Annotated in this window: 10 protein-coding genes and 1 pseudogene; 7 read left to right on the forward strand and 4 right to left on the reverse strand. The window is 63.9% G+C overall.

The genetic code is table 11. The features are described from left to right. Window positions 1-91: 91 nt before the first annotated feature. Genes CVV72_RS12880 through CVV72_RS12895 form a run of 4 tightly spaced genes read right to left on the reverse strand, consistent with a single transcriptional unit; the run spans window position 92 to window position 9,041 of the window. A complete protein-coding gene (locus tag CVV72_RS12880; RefSeq protein ID WP_219152662.1) occupies window positions 92-6,289 on the reverse strand; it encodes a tetratricopeptide repeat protein in 6,198 nt (2,065 codons plus the stop codon). Between the two features lie 12 nt (window positions 6,290-6,301). Further along, a complete protein-coding gene (locus CVV72_RS12885) occupies window positions 6,302-7,585 on the reverse strand; it encodes a ThiF family adenylyltransferase (protein WP_219152663.1) in 1,284 nt (427 codons plus the stop codon). Then, a complete protein-coding gene (locus tag CVV72_RS12890) occupies window positions 7,578-8,078 on the reverse strand; it encodes a hypothetical protein (protein ID WP_219152664.1) in 501 nt (166 codons plus the stop codon). The genes CVV72_RS12885 and CVV72_RS12890 overlap by 8 nt, the downstream gene beginning before the upstream one ends. Window positions 8,079-8,081: 3 nt before the next feature. Then, entirely contained in the window at window positions 8,082-9,041 is a 960-nt protein-coding gene (locus CVV72_RS12895) for a hypothetical protein (protein WP_219152665.1), read from the reverse strand. 860 nt (window positions 9,042-9,901) lie between these two features. Between CVV72_RS12895 and CVV72_RS12900 the strand changes: the two genes are divergently transcribed. The 7 genes and pseudogenes from CVV72_RS12900 to CVV72_RS12930 all read left to right on the forward strand — a co-directional run bounded on the left by CVV72_RS12900 (window position 9,902) and on the right by CVV72_RS12930 (window position 20,495). After that, the gene (locus tag CVV72_RS12900; RefSeq protein ID WP_219152666.1) at window positions 9,902-11,281 is read left to right on the forward strand and encodes a hypothetical protein; all 1,380 of its coding nucleotides are present in this window, start codon (window positions 9,902-9,904) and stop codon (window positions 11,279-11,281) included. A 1,402-nt stretch (window positions 11,282-12,683) separates the two neighbouring features. Then, complete coding sequence (locus CVV72_RS12905; RefSeq protein WP_219152667.1) at window positions 12,684-13,073, forward strand: hypothetical protein; 390 nt, start codon at window positions 12,684-12,686, stop codon at window positions 13,071-13,073. Continuing rightward, window positions 13,063-14,076, forward strand: coding sequence for a site-specific integrase (locus CVV72_RS12910; protein ID WP_219152668.1), 1,014 nt, complete (start codon window positions 13,063-13,065; stop codon window positions 14,074-14,076). The genes CVV72_RS12905 and CVV72_RS12910 overlap by 11 nt, the downstream gene beginning before the upstream one ends. Before the next feature lie 297 nt (window positions 14,077-14,373). Continuing rightward, window positions 14,374-16,224, forward strand: a complete 1,851-nt coding sequence (locus CVV72_RS12915) for a zinc-ribbon domain-containing protein (protein WP_219152669.1) — start codon at window positions 14,374-14,376, stop codon at window positions 16,222-16,224. Window positions 16,225-16,292: 68 nt separating this feature from the next. After that, complete coding sequence (locus CVV72_RS12920; protein ID WP_219152670.1) at window positions 16,293-18,035, forward strand: ATP-binding protein; 1,743 nt, start codon at window positions 16,293-16,295, stop codon at window positions 18,033-18,035. A gap of 788 nt (window positions 18,036-18,823) precedes the next feature. Continuing rightward, window positions 18,824-18,991 (forward strand): DUF2637 domain-containing protein, encoded by a 168-nt coding sequence (locus CVV72_RS12925; RefSeq protein ID WP_370641954.1) that lies wholly within the window; start codon window positions 18,824-18,826, stop codon window positions 18,989-18,991. A 222-nt stretch (window positions 18,992-19,213) separates the two neighbouring features. Beyond that, window positions 19,214-20,495 (forward strand): annotated as a pseudogene (locus CVV72_RS12930) (IS256 family transposase). The last annotated feature ends 18 nt before the right edge of the window (window positions 20,496-20,513 follow it).

Consider the following 20,513-nt stretch of genomic DNA (forward strand, 5'->3'; position numbering starts at 1 on the left):
ATCGTGGAGGCGTTCGCCTCAGCCCGCCGTCACGGCGAGGGCCACGCGAAGGTCGAGTCAGGCTGACGCGAGGACCACGTCCTACGTCGCTTTAGCCCGGGATGGGCGAGATCAGCACGGGGAGCGCGCTGCGAGCCGATTCCCGAGAGCGCACCCGGATGTCGTCGTGAATCTGCTGCGCGACTCCCGGCGGCAGTTCATCGGTCAGCAAGGCGGCGAGATGGGGCCGCAGCCGCTCAAACCCTTCCTGGGCGGCCGCGGCGACCAGGATCCGCGCGAACGTCGGAGGCAGCGTCTTGGCCTCTCCCACCAAGTCCCGCTGCAGGTCGAGCGGAGCAGAACCGAAAATTCTGCGAAGTGGCGAACGAAGTCTGTTCGCGAGGGCATTCTCCTGTTTGGCCGACAGCTGTTCTCTGGCGGCTTCAGCGACGCGCGACAGTATCTCGACGGCCCTTTCCGGTGCGCCCTGACGAGTGAACCAGGTGATCAGGTCGCCGAGTATCGCGAAACTTTCGACATCGGCCGGTGCTGCCGACGCGATCGCCAGCACCTCGCCGGTGTCGAACTTGTCCGGACGCCCGTGTCGGCAAACCAGCCTGAGCCAGGCTCCGCGGGCGATTATGGCGACGTGGTCGGCTTGCGCCGTCCCCGGTGACACGATCGCGTTCGACACCGTGTCCAGGACGAACTTGTCACGCAGCATCCCGTCGACGACGTCGAACTTCAGTTTGTCGTCCAAAGCGGCATCGACGGCCAGTTCGAGCACGTTCCCGCGGGCGGCCGGTACAGGGGTCTCCAGGAACCGTGCGGTGAGAACGTGGTATTCCGGCGCCTCGACCGCACCGGCTCGGTAAAGCCGTCGCCAGAGGCTCGTCGCCTCCTTTTGGCTTGTTCCTTTGCCTGCGAACATCGATTCGATCAGTTCTTCGAGTGCGGCCGAGTGTTCGCGAAGGCGCGCCCGAAGCCCGCCGTCGACCTCGTTCACCACCTCTGCCAAGGGCTGCGCGGACTGCCGTCGAACCGAGAGCTCGACGAGCAGTGCCAGCAGATCCGGCCGGCGGTCCAGCTGTGGGACGAGGTCGTAGCAGACATTCCGTTGCCCGATCGGAGAAAGTACACCCGCGTCGGCTTTCACCTGTTCGAGTGCCGCTAACGCGATGGGGTGTCCCCCGACCGCGGCGAGGATCAGTAAGACCGCCAAGCGGTCGTCGTCGAGCCAGCTTGCCACCTGGCGGGCCACCGGGACGTCCGGGAAGAGAGCTGTCAGCTGTCGGGGTTCGAGGCCAGCCTCCCGCAGTGCCTCTCTCGCCGCGTGCGCCAGCCGTGGCGGCCCCTCCGCCGGGTTGTTCCCCGGTGCCGGCAGGCCGACGAGCAACCTGGTGATCTCGGGCACGACGGTGATCGCGCCGGTTTCACCTCTCGTCGCTCTCTGCAACAGGGGCAGGAAAAGCCAGTTGAGCGCGAACGGCGCCGCGCCGCGAAGACGGCACAACCGAGCCACCGTCCGTGTCGCCTGCGCGGCACTAAGGGCCTCTGTCGCGATCAGTTCGGCGATCGCCCGAAGCTGCGCGTTGCCGAGTACATCCCGGCGGTCGTTCTCCAGGCACGCGCAGACCCCCTCCAAGGTCCGCGACCACCACTGCTCCTCATCCGGACCGTTGGCATCGAGCCTGCTCCGCCACTCAAGTGCCTGTATCAGCCCAAGAGCACGTCGCATCTCTGAAGCCGAGGCATCATGCTTCTTTTGCGCCTCCAGGATTCGCTCTCTGAGGGCCGCAGCGGCCTCGGCTGAACCCAAGACCGGCCAGTACTCAGCGATGAGTTCGACGATCCGGCAAGGCACGGCACGGTGCTTCTTGTCATAGATCATGCCGTCGAACAAAGCGAACAGCTGTTCTCGTGCCCATTCCGGGTCGGCTGCCGCGGACGCCACCAGCGCACGGGCGACGAGCATCACCATCCCCGCGGGATCGTTCGCCCAGGACAAGGCGGTCTCGACACATTCGAATCCTCGCAAGGTCGTGATCACGACGTTCGGGTTGCGCGCGCCCAAGCGTTCCAGCGCTTCGAGGACGGACTTACGCACGGACTTGTCCCGTTTCCAGACTCTCTCCAGCATCGCGACCTGGAGGCGTGGGTCTGCTTTGGCCACCGTCGGCACGGTCTGCGCGTAACGCCTGAGTGCGGCGGTATCAGCCAGGTCGATGAGCCTTCCGGTGATCTCCTCCAAGGTGGGCCGGTGCGCGAGGACCCCGAGCGCGATGCGCTGGAACAGCGGAAGTCCTGCTTCCGCCATGCCGATCAGGATTTCGATCGCGCCGTCGGCGCAGAGTGGGTCGTCGACCGCGAGGACCAGTGCCTGTTCGGCGACAGCGCCGACGACCAGATCGTCCGGATGCTCCTGAAGGTGCTCGACAAGGAACGACAGCCCGCGTTCTCCGTCCCTGGCCACTAACCCTCTTGACGCCGCGTATTCGAACATCGTTTGATGGAAGAACCGGAGGTCTTCGCCGGAGCGGGCCAGCACCCCGCGATGCGCGAGCGTCGTAATGTCCATCCGCACGGCCATCTGATCGGGGTCGCGGCGATCGGCTCGCCCCGCCGCCACTGCCGCGGCGGACCGCACCAAGGACCGCTCACCTAGCTTGAGCCGACCGGCCGCGAGTAGCGCGATCCCGGTGTTCTCGGTCGTCTGGGAGAGATCACCCGCCTCCGTGATCGCGAGTTCGCCGCGTCTGTCCGTGCGGACCCGTCTGTCCCAGTACATCTCGTACAAACTCGACACGTCGTGTTCCAAGCCGGGGAATTGCGGTGCGTAGAGCTCGAACAGCAACCGCAGGTTCAAGGGATTCACCACGACTTCGCGCACTGCCAGGCCGCGCGCGGCGGCACCGACGACGTTCTCGACCTTTTCCCTTAGAGTGTCCGCCGGTGCGGAGGTACAGAACACCGCCGCGTGCGCGGAAACCGCCGCAGTCAGTTCCTTGTCGTCGTACGGCCCGAGAACGATGCCCTCGAAGGCCCCCTTGGGCAGGGTCCGGGCTTCCTCCGGGCGGGTCGTGAGGACCAGCTTGGCATCCACGCCGACCGCCGCGTCACAAAGATCGAGAACGTTCTGCCTGCTGTGCTCGTCGTGCAGCAGCAGATCCACCGTGTCGACGAGGAACACCGGAGTGTGACCACGGGTGTGGGCCAGTTCCGCGGCCCGGGTAAGTGACTCGATCGACACGCGAGGCTCCGATCCCGCGCCGGACGACAACCACGAGGAGTCGAAGAGGTAGGCGTCGAAGTCGGGGTCGGAAACGAGGTCTTCGTGCAACGCCCACAGCAGGCTGCTCTTCCCTTCGCCCGCTATTCCCTGCACGAGCACAGGTTTGTCGGAGGTCCTGAGCTTCGCGAGAACCTGCGCTTGGGCAGTCCTGGGCACATAGAGCCCGGTGCTGAGAAGGCCGCGTTCTCCGTCCAGGGCTTGGCTGGCGGCCACGTCGAGTTCGGCGGCCAACCGATCGGAGAGCCGACGCAGGCTCTGGGCGGTTTGCAGGCCGACGACGGAAGCGAGCTCCCCGGTCGTCTTCAGGCTGGACCTCGCCTGTGTGGCTCTCGGATCGTCGAGTTCGTCGAAGATCTCTAGTGCTTCGAGATACTTCTCCTGTGCTTCGCCGACTTCGCCCTCTTCCGTCAGGACGTCGCCCAGTCCTTGCAAGGTTAAGGCGAGCCCGTACCGGTCGATTACCCGGCGCACGGTTTCCGCTCGGCGGAACGCCTCGATGGCTTCCGCTCGCTTTCCTGACTTCGCGAGCACCGCCGCCATGTTGTTGACCGCCCAGGCGTGACCGTGGTCATCGCCGAGTTCATGGAACAGTGCGGTGGCCCGCCGGGCACAGCTCAACGCCGTCGGGAGGTCGTCAAGAGAAAGGTGGATACCGCTCAGGAGATTGGCGGCTCTGGCTTCGCCATGCTCGTGGCCTGCCGACCCGAACAACTCGATCGAGGTGGTCGCCGTCCGAAGAGCCGGTTCCAACTCCCCCTTCTCCCGGTACGCCTGCGCGAGGTGTAACTGAGCCTGGGCTTCACCCAGGCGGTTGCCCACCTCTTGGAAGGCGGCGAGTGCTCTGTTGAAGCAGCGGAAGGAGTCTTCGAGCCGCGATTGCTCCCGGTATGCGACACCGAGACCGTCACACAACCATGCCTCCGCTTCGACTGCGCCAGACGAGTGCGCGGCCGCCAATCCCGTCTCCTGGATCTGGATCCAGAGTGCCCACGGCTTGCGGCTGAAGAAGTACGCCGACGGCGCGAGCGCCAGCCGCCACGCGACCTCTCGTTCCTCTTCGTTCCATGCGGCCTCCGTCGCGGCCGCCAGGTTCACGAGCTCGTGCTCGAACCAGACGGCCGCTTCGGCGGGATCTTCGTGCCCTGCCGCAGAAGGAACCGGATCCTGCATCCGCAGAAGCCAGTGGTCGAGTGCCCGATCCTGCTCTTCCGCGGTTTCAGCGAACCAAACGAGCAAGCGAGCCAGCGCGACTTGCCGGTTCTCGGCTGGTTCGGCTTGCGCGCGTTCGACGGCGTACGCTCGCAGAGGATCGTTGAATCGATAGCGCCTGCGGCCCACCTTCTCCAGAAGGTGGGCGTCGGCGAGCTTCCGCAGTCCTGCTCTGTCGCCGGTGAGGACTTCGGCGGCTTCCTGAGAAATTGTCGGGCCAGGGTAGCCACCCAGCAACCGGAAGGTTCTCTGGGCATCGGGCGGCAAAATGTCGTAAGAGACGGTGAAAGCCGCCTTGACCGAAACGGTGGCGTCGTCCGTGTCGCTCAGTGTCTCTAGCAGCTCGGACTCGAGCTCGGAAATGAAATCGGCCAGCTCATCGGTCGAGCAAGCGGCGGCTCGTGCGCCTGCGATGCACAACGCAAGCGGATGGTATCCACAGAGCCTGGCCAGTTCCGCCGCCGCGGCGCCGTCCATCTTTCCGCCGGCGGCCTTGCCGAGCAAGCTGACCGCATCGTCCGGCGGGATGGTGCCGAGCACCAGCACACGCGCCCCCTCACGGACCGTCAGACTCCGCAGCACCGATCGGCTCGTCACCAGCACCCCGCACGAAGCCGAACCCGGGACCAGGGGGCGCACCTGGTCCGCGTTGCGGGCGTTGTCGAGGACGACGAGGTATCTCCGGCCGTCCAAGCACGATCGGTACCGGCGGATCGCGCCGTCGAGATCGCGCGGCATCGACGACTCCTCGACGCCGAGATCCCGCAGCAGTCCGCGAAGGACCTCCGCGGGGTCTGCCGGCTGCCCCGCGGGCTCGAATCCACGGAGGTCGGTGTAGAGCACTCCGTCAGGGAACCGGTCGGCGACCAACCTCGCACAGTGCACGACGAGGGCGCTCTTGCCCATCCCCGCCCCACCGGTGACGAGGGCGATCTTCGGTGTCGCGTCATCGCCGGCCAGGATGGCATCGAGCTTGGCCAACTCTTCGGCTCGTCCGGTGAAACGCGGCGGCGCCGACGGAAGCTGTTGCGGACGTGGCGGCGCGACCCCGGCGGGACGAAAGGAGCCACCGAAGTCCTTGTGCTGCAGAGTCGCAGTCAAGGAGGGAAGGGGGACGAGCTCAGCGCCGGCAACAGGCTCGAAGAGACGAGGGTGACTATTCGGCTGCGTCCATTCGACTCCCAATGCGGTCGCGATGTTCTCGCACTCGATGGCAACGCTCTGCTCCGAAGACCCCAGCTCGGAAAGGAGAATCTTCACTTCACCAAGGAGGCTCTTTATCTTCGTCATCTGATGGGACGCCGGTTCCTTGCCCGCTCCGTCGACAGGAGCGCGGAACGAGCGCAATGCGTTCATCGACCCGTCGAGCTTGCGCCGCAATTCATCCTTCGATGTGAGGAAATATTGCTCCTCGCGGTAGTAGACGGTGACGGTCTGGCGTTCGTCGCTTACCACAATCACCGCCTTGCCGATCTCCTTGGCGAAACTCCACGAGGAAATATGCCTGGTGCCACCAGCACTTTCCACGGCCACCGGCTTTGGCTGCAAGACCGCCTGTTCCAGCAGGACGCGTTCGAGATCCGCAGACACGATCGTGGCGCCGTCGTTGTTCGAGGCGGTATCGATCTTCGCCGGGGTCAGCGGCATCCCGACTTGATGTCCTCCCCTGATGGGGAACGACTCGTCGTACCCCAGCACCACTATCGTTCCTTTCCCCCGAGCGCGAACGAGCTCGATACCGTCTCGCAACGGTGTTCCGAGGACCAGTGCGGCCTGAAGGTCGGCGGGAAGCCTCACGAAATCGGTCACCGCGTCTCCTCGTCACGCCGGTTCACAGGTCGGGCAGCCCGGGCGGGGCGGCCCCGCCTTAAGCCATCGGACTTGGCCGAGCCATGACACGTCGAACGGTGCCCTCCAGCCAGGGCGGGGCCGAAGTCCGACAACACCGTGGTCGGCTCGCAAAACCTGATCGCGAAGGCCCTCCGGCTCCAGGCGAATCCCTACGGCGACCTTCGCCGCGAGCTGGCCGAGCAAATGGAGATCGCCACCGACCGCGGTCATGGGGCGGTGCGTGGTCCCCGTACCGTACTCCGCGTCCAGCGTCGGTTCGGGCAGAATTCCGCCGTGCTCCGCGAGAGTGGCTCGCTGACAGGCCAGACATCCTCGACTTGCCCAGGGCATCAGCCGGATGATCTCACCTAGACCACCGTTCTCCAGTACGCACACCAGCACGGCGGGTACTCCGGCACGGCGCGCGAGGTGGCTGACGACCTGCCGCGGCTCCACACCGTCGGCGGCGCACAACACGATGTCCGTGTTGTCCAGCAGCTCACGAACGTGGTCGGCATTCTCCACGACGTCCAACGGCCACGCGTGCACCTCCGTGTCCGGTCTAACGCCTGCGAGATCCAGCCTTAAGGCCTCGACCTTCAGTCGACCGACATGTCGCTCGCTGCACACATGCCGCGGCAGGTTTCGCCAGCGGAGCCGATCAGGGTCGAGCAGGTCGAGCCTGCCCACGCCGTACGACGCCAGCGCGTGTGCCGCGGCCCCGCCGATACTGCCGGTTCCGACGACCAAGAACCTCAGCTTCGACGTCGCGTCGATCGGCCAGTGCGGAGCCAACGCCGGTGTTCCGGTGACGTCGGGCTGCACTTCGATGTCGATCGGTGCCGCTCCTTCGGCGCTGACCAGCCAAGCCGCGAACTCGGGGACAGAGAAGTCCCCGATCTCCAGGTCAGGGCCGGGCATCGCGTGCGTAATGGCCAAATAGGCACCGCCACCAGGCTGTTTGAAGCCTGTCTGAACCTGAGCCGCGAAATCCGCGACGGGGATGCAAGTGCCTTTGCGGCGCATGAAGAACCAACCGACATTGACCTGGGCCGACACGCGGTACCAGAACCCCGTCGGGTAGTCGTCACCTGAGCCGAGAAAGTGCCGGGGCGGGCCCACCGCGACCGGAAATCGGGCGTTGTCGCCACGGCCGACCGCCCGAACGCCTAGAACGCGATCGGCGGGCGCACGCCTGAGCGTCAACGGTCCCCAGCCCGTACCTTGTCGGATCGCCTCCGCAGCCTCGGTGCTCAGCAACAGCAGTTCACGCATGGGCGAGCTCGGCGATCGTGTCGTCGAGCACGGCATCGTCGACGATGCCGTTGATAGTCATAGCGTCGATGGCGCCGCAGGACATCAGTTCGTACTCGACGCGCCAGCCCGCCGCCTTGAGCAGCAGACCTACCGGCGATTCGCGGCCGGTCCACTGCGACGGCGACTGCATGAGACACAAGTTGCCGTCGCCCAGGACATGCCAGCGCTGATCGGTGCGGGCATCGAGCGGGGGTTTCGGATCCAGTGGTTCGAGCCGCGGTGCCGCCGCCGGATACGCATGCCCGTATCGCAGGTGGACCAGCAGCCCCATGCCCCCGGTCAGTTCGGCCAGCCCCGGGGGCGCCGACCGCTCGAAAGGCCACAGTGGCAGACGACCGAACCACCCTCCCGCACCGCTCTCTTCCCACTCCAGCCCGGAGAACCTCTCCGCGACCTCGGCCCGGTCACGCGCGAACCGGCGAGGCTCGCATTCCCACCAAGTCCGGGCCACTGATCACCCCTGCGGAACGTCGCGTACGGCGTAGCCCGACCCAATCAACGTGGCTCCGGTCTTCTTCGCCTTGGCGGGAGCGGGGAAATCCGCCCCCAGGATCGTCCGCCACAGCCTCTTGGCCTCGTCGAAATCATCGTTGTCTTCAGCGGTCATGGCCGCCGCCGCCAGCTCGCGGGCCTCTTCGCACGCGTCACGCAAGGCGTCGACGTCCAGGTCCGGCTGAATCGGCCCGCAATGACCCGCGGGATCCTCGATCGGCTCGTTGACCCGGAAGGCGGCGCTAGTGAAGAACGAGCTCAGCGCCGACGAACGCGTCGGGCCGGCCGGAAGGCACTCGAGCGCCAGCACTTCGATGACGAGGCTCTTGACCGGCTTGTCGGCCGAAACACCACGGCGCCACTGCTTGAGCACCCGGACGAGCGGTCGATAGTAGCTCCACGCCTGCTGCCGTTTCTCGACACGCTCGATCAGGTACTCCGGATCCGCGACGATCCAACAGGCGTGCCCCTTTCCGGGGATCAGCAGGGTGTCGTCGTCCTGTCGAAGCGCCGGCATCACATCGACCGTGAACCCATCCGGGTCGTCCGGGTCGTCGAGGAAGCACTTGACGGCGCGATCACGGGGGTCCGCCCGGCGAACCCACTCCTCCTCGCTGCCGCCCGGATCACCCAGTGCCGCCTTGACTCGATCATGGACGAGATCGAGAGCGGCTTCCGAGGAGTCGCCAGGCTGCCCCCAATCCGGGTACGCCTCCCGCGAGAATTCCACCACCAGGTCGACGTCATGGACCGGCTTGAGCTGGGTCGCTCGACGAAGCGAACCCGAACCCCACACGTCGTCCACGTCGGTGTCCCGCAAAGCGGCTTTGAACGCATCCCGCCGGTCCCGAGCAAGCTTCACTTGATCGGGATCAGCGTCGACCGTCTTCTGGTAGGCGTCGAACGCCCCTTCGATCCCCATTTGTTCCTCCGGACTCGCCCGACCTACTCGGACAGGAACAGTACCTCGCGCCCCCTACGATTTTCACCAGGGTGGAGCGGTACACACGTACCGTTGCTCTCGGCGATTCCGACCTTTCTTAGCGTGCACGTCGAAGTGGTTGACCCTGACGAGTTCGCTCCGAGATCGGATCATCCCATATTCAGGAGGCCGGTCGGAAATCAATTTTCCGTACTCTCGTTCAAACTCGTCTGAAATTGTCACGGCAATCCCCGACAAGCCGAAGCATCTGCTCCATCCCCGACACCTCGCCGCGCCTGCGGCGTGAAATCAGGGACGCAGGTTGAGGCAAGGCATGAACACCCAGCCCTCGTGGGGTATCGACTTGAACCCGATGTTCATCGGCAAGGTCCCTGCACCACAGTCTCCGACCTGGGTTCCCTCGCGATCGGACGACAGGGTCCGTAGACGGTCTGGCCGTCGTCGGTCATCATCGTTATCCCCGAGCCGCGGTCGAACCTCGGCTGCGGAGGACGGCGACCTGTCGGAACGCAAGTTCGTAGCTGCATTCACCTCGTGGCTGCTCGACGGACACGTCGGCGACAAGGCCCTGATGACGATGAACGTGGCCATGCCCACTACGAGAACCACGCAGAACGCGATGACGATCACCAGTTTTCGTTTCCGGACCCTGAGACGGAGGCTCCGCCCGGCACGGCGGTTGGGCAAGGTTCAAACTCTGGTCGTCGACTACACCCCAAGATCATCGACATACCTCACTCCTTGAGCGGAACCACGCCCGTGATCGAGAACGTATCGTTGTGTGTCGGTGTTGATCACGCGTAGTGCGACCAGGTCGACGTAGAGGGCGCATAAGGAAGATGATGTTGAAGCCCGCGAGGCACGTGCTGAGGGATCTAGCGCAACGCTCGAACGTCTCCCTCCATTCGGATCCCGTTTTGGTTGGCGCTGTGGCCGCCGCAGCAGCTGACGACGACGAAAGGCGCGCAAAGAAGCGAGACGAGGAGAGCAGCGCCAAAGACGACGACGAAGTCCTACGGCGGAAGCCCGAACTCCATCCGATACGCGCGTGGGGAGACAAATCCTCGCCGCTGACACCGTGGGACGTGCTGCATGTACTCGGCCGAGCCATCGCATTGGCCAGACGAGGCGCCGCGCGCGGACTCGCCGAGCACTGGGGCGCACTGAAGTACAGCCAGGCGCTGACCGGCGACACAGGTTCATTCCTGAAGCTATCCGCTGAGGGCAAGGAGACGGCGGACTACTACAAGGCCGTCCAGTCGAGTGAACTCGGAGTCGGCTTCGCACTGGCACTGGCCAGGCGGATCCTGGCGCAACGATATCCCGATCGCGTCGTCTCCATCGTGCCCGCGGACACGGCGCTGCGCGCAGGCTGGGCCTTGACCAGCAGAGACAAGGGACAACGACAGAACTACCGGTACCGCCCACAGTTCTTCGCTGAGCTGTGGAAGCCGGAAGTGCCTTCGCTAGTACTGCCGATCGCCTGCAAGGGCAACCACAGCAACGCCGCACACTCCCACGTCCAACTCGCGTCTGCATCGGCTCACGTCGAGGCGGTGCACGTCGGACCATGGAACGAGACCCCCTGCCTGATCTTCAGCACTGAGCTGCCCCTGGATGGCCACGTCACCGTGCACGCCCTCTGCGCCGAAGGAAGTGGCGGCTGGCTGGCCAATCCCAGCGCTGAGGGTAGCGACCTGGATGCCGAGCTCAGCGACGTCAACCATTTTCCCCAAATCCGCCTCCCTTCCAACGGTGACGAAACCCGTACCTCGATCCCCGGCTTCCATATCACACCGGATCACTACGAATGGTTCGGGCGCGTGCTCGCACGAACGGCCGCCGCCGGACTGACAGCCTTCGCCGGCAATGGCGAAGCGACCGCCCAGTACCTGACCGAGCGCCAGGGACGGAAGCACTTCATCGGCTTCACGCACGCGGCCACCGGTAGCGTGCAGGACGCGAACCACACCCTCCTCGGCAAACGCTTCGTCGGCACCGACCACGTCTTCCGACTGAACGGCACCCGCGTGGAAGCCTTCTCTGGCGTAGAGATCGCACTATTCGATCTCCTGGCTCATGGACGAGTGACGCAGTACCGCCACAAGATCTACGAGCACCGCTCCGCCCGGCCCAGCGATTCCTGGGACAGCTCATGGGGCGGCCCGGTATCAATTCACCCGGATGGAACCGTACTCGCCATACGCCTGCTCCCCTGACGTGACAATCCGTTGCAGGGACGCGAGGCCGACCGCATCAACTTCTTGGCCGATCCCGACCGCCGCGTCCTCGGAGGTGATTACTGGACCTCGTTCAGTTCCTGTCCGCCTGGTCGCGGCGTAATGCCAGGCTTTCCGGATTCCCCTTGCTGCCGACGACTTCTGGAAATGTGCGCGACGAACTCACGAGCAGACGTAACGTGAATCATCGTCTACGCGTCGTCTCACCAACATCGTGCTCCCCTTTGATCAACCGTTCCGATCATCGGAGACGCCCTGGCTGCGCTAACCGCTCCGTCCGACGTTCATCAAGCAACCGTCGAGCATTCGCCTGGCTGAACGGCAGGCAACTGGCGTCTCCATGCGGCCTGATCCGGCTCCACCAAGCACTCCATCTGGTGGGCGAGCCCAGCGACAAGCCCGATTCGCCGATGACTTCAGCCGGCGATCAGGTCTCTGATGAACGCGGCGATCGCTACGAACATGCTCGCCCCAGCGATGGACATCATCGCCCAGTCGTAACCCGGCCTGTCCGCCCTCGAAGACATGGCTGCCGCGCCGCGGACAGCCGAGCTTGGTTGCCGCTCTGGCAAGGCACCACGATCAAAGGTGTCACGCGGCCACATCAAGGTCGGAAGCCCAAGAAAACCCCTACCGCGGACAAGAACAGGAAGCCCGCGCTTGTAACCGACGTGGAAGTCGCACGTGCCGACGATACCCCGAACAAGCCAGAGACACGGCCGATGCTTGACCGTCTCGACCCTGCAACGAGTCAGCCGAACTACGGTCAAGTAGAGCAGCAAGGCTGCGACTGCGAAAAGCAAAGGCTGCCACAGCCGTTCCGAATAAAAATAGTATGCCAGGACCGCGAGAACCACTCCCCAAGCCCTGAACGGAGTCTTGCGACGACGTCCTCTTGCCACGGATACCTCCCCACATCGATCGTGGCGGTCGCCCATGTGAGGAAACGACCGCCGCTCGAGTGACGGGATGGCACCAGTCCTCCTCCTAATACGACACATGACGTGTCTATGAGCTAATCCTGAGACTGGTGTTATCACCTGTGAAGCATGCGGGTGACAGAAGCTCGATGTGTATCCAGCCAAATTTGAGGCTTGATGACACATGCACAGCGACCATCGACACATGGACCATGTGGCACGACTGCCGCCGACGAGTGCAACAAGTCGAGACTTCTTCTAGCTCAAGGTTCGAATAGCCTCGCCCAATCCTCACGAACGGGTGATCCTGGCGTCGCGGGGTTTGTGTCGATCATTCCGGGCACCACCATGACATGGTGGGACAACGCGTCCCCGGGGCCGCACGAGCAGTCCGGCCACGGGAGCAGTTGATCGCGGCACTGGTACCCGACAGCACCCAGCGCCGCCCCCAACCTGCCCGATTGCCGACTCTGCCCGAGCCGCGTCTGCCGGTGGAATCTGGCCCTGACCTGCTGGTCGGCGCCGTGCGTATCGACCGGACCGGCCGCGTCAACGAACGCCTCCTGTTCCGCGCACTCGGCTGGAACCCAGGCCACCGACTCTCACTGGACACGCTGCACGGGCTGATCGTGAGCGCACCTGATCCGTCCGGCCGGCACGTCATCGACACGCGAGGCGCGCTCGCCCTTCCCGCTGCGGCCCGCCACCTGTGCGGGATCGAACCCGACCGGCCCCTCGTCCTCGCCGCCTCGATCCACGAACAGCTACTCGTCGTCCACCCCGGCACGACCGTCGCCCACCTCCTGACCGAGCACTACCGCGACATAACCGGACTGGATCATGACGCCTAACCCCGCCCAGATCCTCGCCGCCCGCCAGACACTCGCCGAACCAGGCGTCACCCTCGCCGACCTACAGGACGAACCAGCCGAAGCCCCCGGCATCCCCAGACTCGCCGACTACCTCCCCCAGGTCATCGCCGCCGCAGGCCCCGGAGCCGCCCGCACCTACGGCAACTACTGGACACGCATGGCCACAGCCTGGGGCGACCGGCGCCTCGACCAGATCACCGCCACCGACATCGAGGCCATGCAACACGACGCCACCACCCACGCCCGGACCCGCCGCAACACCCGCAACGGCCGCCACGCCAGCGAACACGTCGTCGCGGCCGCACGCGCGATCTTCAACCGCGCCATCGCCGACAACCTCATCCCCGCCGCGGCAAGCCCCGCCCACCGCGTCGCCAAACCCCGCCGACTCCCCAGCCCACGCCGGGCACTCACCACCACCGAACTCGACCACATCGACACCACCGCCCGTTCTAGTGGCAACGACCCCGTCCTCGACGCACTCCTGCTCCGCCTCCACACCGAAACCGCCTGCCGCCGCGGCGGAGCCCTCGCCCTCCGCCTCACAGACCTCGACACCACCCAATGCCTCGTCCGCCTCGAGGAGAAAGGCGGCACCCTCCGCTGGCAACCCATCAGCCCACTGCTCGCCAGCCGCCTCGCCGACCAAGCCACCGCCCGCGGCGCACTCGAACCATGCGAGCGCCTGCTGCGCTACCGCGACGGCCGCGCACTCACCACCCGACGCTACGACCACCTCTGGAAACGACTCGGCCAGCAACTCCCCTGGATCACCAACCAAGGAATCTCCACCCACTGGCTCCGCCACACCACCCTCACCTGGGTCGAACGCCACTACGGCTACGGCATCGCACGCGCCTACGCAGGCCACACCGACAACACCGGCCCCGCCACCACCACCTACATCAAAACCGACCTCCAAACCGTCGCCACCGCACTCGCCGCAATGACCGGACAACCCCACCCACTAGCCCAGCCATAGCAATCATTCGTCGTGGCTTCGTAGCCACGAGTTCGGCTTATAACAGACAATCGCTGGTGGCCTCTTGAATCTGCCTGGGCAACCATGTCTCCGTAGGACTGCCTGGACGAACTTCACGCTCAGTGCTCAGGCCGCCCCGCGTCAACATCAACATGCGGCAAGCGTTCACCTCAGCTGCCCCTGGACTTCCCGATTCCGACGCATGCTTTGCGACATCGGTCCTGACGTCACGATTTGCTCACGTCGGTCACAAAGATGACCTTGCGGGCGATGAACGGTCGACGACAGGAGGGTGCCATGACCCGCGCTGCCATGCAGGAGTGCTCAACCAGCACGTGTTCGAACTCGGCCGCGTTCTCGACGCGAACAAAACCGGCATGGTGCCGCGACTGCATCGGCGAGTTCATCTACAACGCTGGACTTCGAGCCGACGAACCATTCCCCGGACTTCGAGCCTGGTGGCTCACGACATGCTTGACCTGCGGTGTGCAGGCGCACTATCGGCTCGAGCACATCCTCGACAAGAACCGATCCGGCGAGAAAACCTGCCGCGCTTGCTTTTTTCGGCGCTGGGGTACCCGCAACGACACAAGCCTACTCAGCACCTTTGAACGAGCGATCAACGATCTCCTGCAACACACGCCAGAGCAGATCCTCGAAGCAGTCCCGACCGACACAGTCCGCGACTCTCTGAACTCCAGACAGTGGCCGATGGAACGGCTCATGGCTCATCTCGACGCCCACAACTTCGACCTTGTAAGGATCTTCGACGAAGTCATCACCTCCAGCACTGTAATGGTGACGAAATGCCGTGCCTGCCAGAAGCTCGCCGTCGACCGCGTCTCCGACACTGGGTGGGGATGCACGTGCTCGCGCAACACCCGAGCCTCGGTCCCCAGCACTCCCGCCGCCGCGAAGACCTTCCTTAACGAATCGGAGTCACCAGCCCTCGAGTGGTGGGATCACGATCGGAACGATGAAGCGACGCTGAAGGCAGTGACTGTCCGGGCAACCCGTTTGTGTCACTGGATTTGTCCGCAGTGTTCCTTTCGTTTCACGGCGAAGGTCAGGGAGATGGCCCTAGGACCCTCTTGCCCAGATTGCAGGAGCCGGGAGCAGAGCGAATGGCGAGAAACACTGGCGCGCTGGGATGTCACCCCTGTCTCCGAGGTCCCAGAGCTGCTGGCAATGTGGGCAGATGAAGGGTCTCCCCGCGAGGTGATGGTCGGGGACTCGAGGCTTCGACGGTTCCGCTGTGAAAGCGGGCACTATCCGCGGATCGCGCCAGGGAGTCTCCTCCACTCCGGTTGTCCGCACTGCCGTGGCAAGAAGACCGCCGCAAACAAGAAGTGGCTCGCTGACACCCTTCCCGAGATTGCCGATCAGTGGCATCCGACCCGAAACGGCAAGCTGACTCCACAGAATGTGGTCTGGGATTCGAAGCGGACAGTGTGGTGGATCGCACAATGTTGCGGACACGAGTGGCAAGAGTCAGTTCGCGATCGCGACAAGTACCAGCGGCTCCGCTGTCCGACATGCCGCACCATCCTCGGCTCGCTCGCCTGGCAGAGTCCGGACCTCGCTGCCACCTGGAGCCCGGTGAATCCAGTCAGCGCCTGGCACATACGCCCACACGCCACGCTCACCTTTACACCTGAGTGGGTCTGTCCCATCAACCCAGCGCACGTGTGGCAGATGTCGCTGAGCTCGCGTTCGAGCGGCGGCGCCTGCCCGGAATGCCGCGAGGCAGGCAAGTCGCGCGTCGAACTGGCCCACTATGAAGCGGCTGTCGACACATTCGGCCAGGCCCGGTCCGGCGCGATCTTGCGCACTACCGGCCCCGCAGCCCGGTCCTGGACGGCCGACATCAGCGTCGAAGTCGCGGGACGCACAGTGGTGATCGAGTATGACGGGGCGTACTGGCACGCCGACAAATCAGAGGTTGACGAGCGCAAGAGCCGCGACTTCCTCGACGCCGGCTACCCGGTCGTCCGCCTACGCGAGGACGGACTCCCACCCTTGCCCGTGAACCATCCAGAGTACCGGGAGTTCGGCGTCCTTTCGACCGCGCTGCGGCCAGTAGAGGTCATGCAAAAGATCCAAGCATGGTTGGCTGTCGTACTGACTGGTAACGCCTCTCATAGATGACCAACTACTCCGGCTCGATTCAGCTAATCCACCGATAGCCCGCTAGCGCTCCACGAGAGATGATCGCCATGACCAGTCCGAAAGACCAGTCGACCCTGTCAAACCGCCTAGTCGCCGGATTCGGCTTCGTCGGGTATCGCAGCGCACATAGCGATCTCACCCTCATCGCCCCGATGAGCAAGATCACGCTCTTGGCTGGCCAGAACAACGCGGGGAAGTCGACCATCCTTCGGTTCGCTGAACGGTTCCTCAACGGGCGTCCTGAGGCTCCGGGTACCGACGATGCACCACAAACTCTCAGCGGGGACTCACGCCCCCTCGAACTAGCGCTCGCCATCCATTCCGACAACGAGCTCATCACCGGACTCGAGTCAAGCATCAACTACCGAAACAGCAGCTACGCCGACTTTCAACGGTTCCTGTCACAGCCAGCCTTTCGCCTCACCGATGACGATCTCATCTGGATCCGCTACACGGTGACCTGGGAAGAACTCAAGGGGAGATATGACGTAAGCCATGCTCAAGCAATAGAAGCAACCCGACAAGGCATCGGGCGCGCACTTGGCCACCTCTCCAGCGCACTCACCCAATCCAGCGGCGGACAGGAGGGCGAAGACGCCAAGCGCATAATTCGGCAACACCTCACAGTGCTTAACACCCTCCCGCCAGTATCAGCCATTGATGCTTTCCGCCAGATTCGACCGGATACCGGCGATGGCCAGAACAAGCACGACGGCCGCGGCCTGATCGACAAGCTTCAGCAACTGCAGAACCCACCATCGTCGAACCGTGCCGCCAAACGGCAGTTCCATGCGATCAACAAGTTCTTACAAGTCGTACTCGACGACGACGCCGTCCAACTAGAAGTCCAACATGATCGCCGTGCGATCAACGTCACCCGCGGCGACACCATGCTCCCCCTAGAACACTACGGAACCGGCGTCCACCAGGTGATCATCCTCGCAGCGGCAGCAACAGTGCTCCGCGACCACCTTGTCTGCATCGAAGAACCTGAGATCCACTTGCACCCGATCCTGCAACGCAAGCTCATCCGCTACTTAGCCGACCACACACAGAACCAATATCTCATCGCGACGCACTCAGCTGCAATGCTCGACTACGAACGCGCGAATATTTTCAATATCAAAGCTACCAGCAATGGCCTCCGAGCTAGCGAAGCTAAATCCTCCGCACAGCTGTGGTCAATCTGCGCTGACCTCGGCTACCGCCCCTCCGACCTGCTGCAAACCAACTCAGTCATCTGGGTCGAAGGGCCAAGTGATCGCATCTACATCAACCATTGGATCCAGCAGCTGGATCCAGAGCTCACCGAGGGCATTGACTATTCGATCATGTTCTACGGAGGCAGCCTGGTTTCACATCTGACTGCCGACGATCCTTGGCCTGAGCAGCTCATATCACTACGTCGACTCAATCGTCACCTCGCGATCGTGATCGACTCGGATACCACCTCCGGCGAGCAGGAACTCAACGCGACAAAGCAGCGAATAATCGATGAATTGAACGACCCCGGACAGCCCGGCCTGGCATGGGCAACCGACGGATACACGATCGAAAGTTACGTTCCTGAGGAGCTGCTACGCGAAGCGGTTAAAGCAGTTCACCCAAGGAAAGAAGTGAGCTGGAACGGCGACCCCTGGACGAATCCACTCGGCTCCATAGCCAACCCAGACAAGGTCCGCATCGCTAGGACCATATGTCAAGATTGGAGCCAATCGTCGTGGACCGACAGTCTTCGGAGACGAGTCAGTGATCTAGTCGCGTTCGTCCAAGCGGCAATACAAGACTAAGCTCAACCCGCCCCTTGCCACTACGGTCCTCACCCTTCGTAGCGTGAGACGTCAGCAATGACGCAAACGTGACGATGGATAACATCATGCCGCGAATAACTCATGCCCATTGCCTGCGCAGGCCCCTCAGCAGTCCGGCAACGCCGCCCGATCAGGTGAGAGCCAGACACACGCGCGCTCCACCATAAGCCAGTTTACCACAACGCCACCCGTTCACACCGATCCACGCAAGAGCGTCAACCACTCAACTGCACTTAGCCTGCAACGGAATCAAGAATCAGAACTCGCACCGACTGAACGGACGAGGATCCCATGTCGACACCCAGAACGCAACGGAATTCGTCTATATCGCAGCAACCGCAGGACATCTCCGGTCGAGGCAGAGCAACGCATCTGCTACAGTACACGCATGACCTCCCAGAAATTGGGGGATCTGCCAAGGATCTGTGATCACGTCCCCCCTCGGACACCGCTTTAGGTGAGATCTCACCAGTTGCGAGAACCTTCACTCAACTCTACCGAGTGAAGGTTTCTTCTATTTCAGAGGTCTGTGAACAGCCCTCGGCATGGGACGACAGGCCGCCCGGCGGATGCGGATCACATCAGGCACCGGAGGCGCTGTGGGGGCTCGCCCCCTGGCGCGGCTCGAACAAGTACGCCATGCCCAAAAGGCCTGTTGAGCTGCGGGGCTCCACGACGACAGTGATCAAGCGGCACCGCCGACACCGCAAAAACCCGGTGACCGCTATGACCACCACGAACGAAGCAACATCTCGCGCGAACCGGCTCTGCAGTGCAGCTGCACCGCCCTCGGCGCCGCCTATGCTTCGCGCCGCCACGGGCGAGACTTCGCAACCCAATTCGGCACCGACCACCGCACCTCAGCCATCTGGCCGCTCATCTTCGACGGCCTCCTCATGCTCGCCACCGTCGAGCCCTGGGAACGCAGACGCTGACCGAACACGAGACCGCATGGCTAGCGTTCATCTTCGGAATCTCGCGTTGAGCTGTTCCACCGTGGTGAGATTGAGGTCGATCATTGCCTTGACCACGCCTTCGACCTCGACCACATCGTGGAGGCGTCGCCTCGGCCCGCCGTCACGGCGACGGCCACGCGAGGGACTGTAAAACGAGCGGTGTAACTCCCGATCATGGAAGTGCACCTGATGACCGACATGATGTCCGGCGTGGAGAACGCTGAGGACTCGAAGCCCGAGACCGGTTTGGATGGCCTGGACGACCAGCTCGTCGAGCAGCTGGTGAGCAGCGCCAAGGCCGGTGGGCTGAAGCTGACCGATGGGGGGCGGGGTGCTGCGGCAGCTGACCAAGCGGCTGCTGGAGTCCGCGCTCGAGGGCGAGATCACCGATCACCTCGGCTATGACAAGCACGACCCGGCCGGTCGTGGGACCGGTAACTCGCGCAACGGCGCCCGCTCGAAGACCGTGCTGACTGATGTCGGCCCGGTCGAGATCGACGTGCCGCGGGATCGGGACGCCAGCTTTGAACCCAAGATCGTTGCGAAGCGGCAGAAGCGCCTTGGTGGCGTGGACGAGATGGTGATCTCCTTGGCCACCAAGGGATTGACCACCGGGGAGATCGCCGCGCACCTGGCCGAGGTCTATGGTGCCGACGTGTCGCGGCAGACCATTTCCACCATCACCGACAAGGTGGTCGAGGGCATGACCGAATGGCAGAACCGGCCCCTGGACCCGGTCTATCCGGTGATCTTCATCGACGCTATCCACGTCAAAATCCGTGACGGGCAGGTGGCCAACCGGCCGATCTATGTCGCACTCGCGGTGACCTGCGAGGGCCGCCGGGACATCCTTGGCTTGTGGGCCGGCGACGGCGGCGAAGGAGCCAAGTACTGGCTACATGTGCTCACCGAACTGAAGAACCGCGGCGTGGCCGACGTGCTCATGGTCGTCTGCGACGGCCTGACTGGGCTGCCCGACGCGATCACCACCGTCTGGCCCGCCACGATTACTCAGACCTGCGTGGTGCACTTGCTGCGCAACAGTTTCCGCTATGCCGGCCGTCAGCACTGGGATCCGATCGCCAAAGCACTCAAACCGGTCTACACCGCACCGACCGAGGCCGCCGCACGCGAGCGGTTCGCCGAGTTCACCGACACCTGGGGCGCCCGCTATCCGGCCATCGTGCGGTTGTGGCACAACGCCTGGGCCGAGTTCGTGCCGTTCCTGGCATTCGATCCGGAGATCCGCCGGGTCATCTGCTCCACCAACGCCATCGAGAGCGTCAACGCCCGCATCCGCCGCGCCGTGAAGGCCCGTGGCCACTTCCCCAACGAGCAAGCCGCGCTGAAATGTGTCTACATGGCGATCATGAGCCTCGACCCGACCGGCACCGGCCGCAAACGCTGGACCATGCGGTGGAAACCCGCGCTGAACGCGTTCGAGATCGCCTTCGACGGCCGCCTCGCCGCCGGACGTAAGTAGTTTCCTTCAACCCGAGTT

The organism is Amycolatopsis sp. TNS106, assembly GCF_019330265.1.
Classification (GTDB): Bacteria; Actinomycetota; Actinomycetes; order Mycobacteriales; family Pseudonocardiaceae; genus Amycolatopsis; species Amycolatopsis lurida.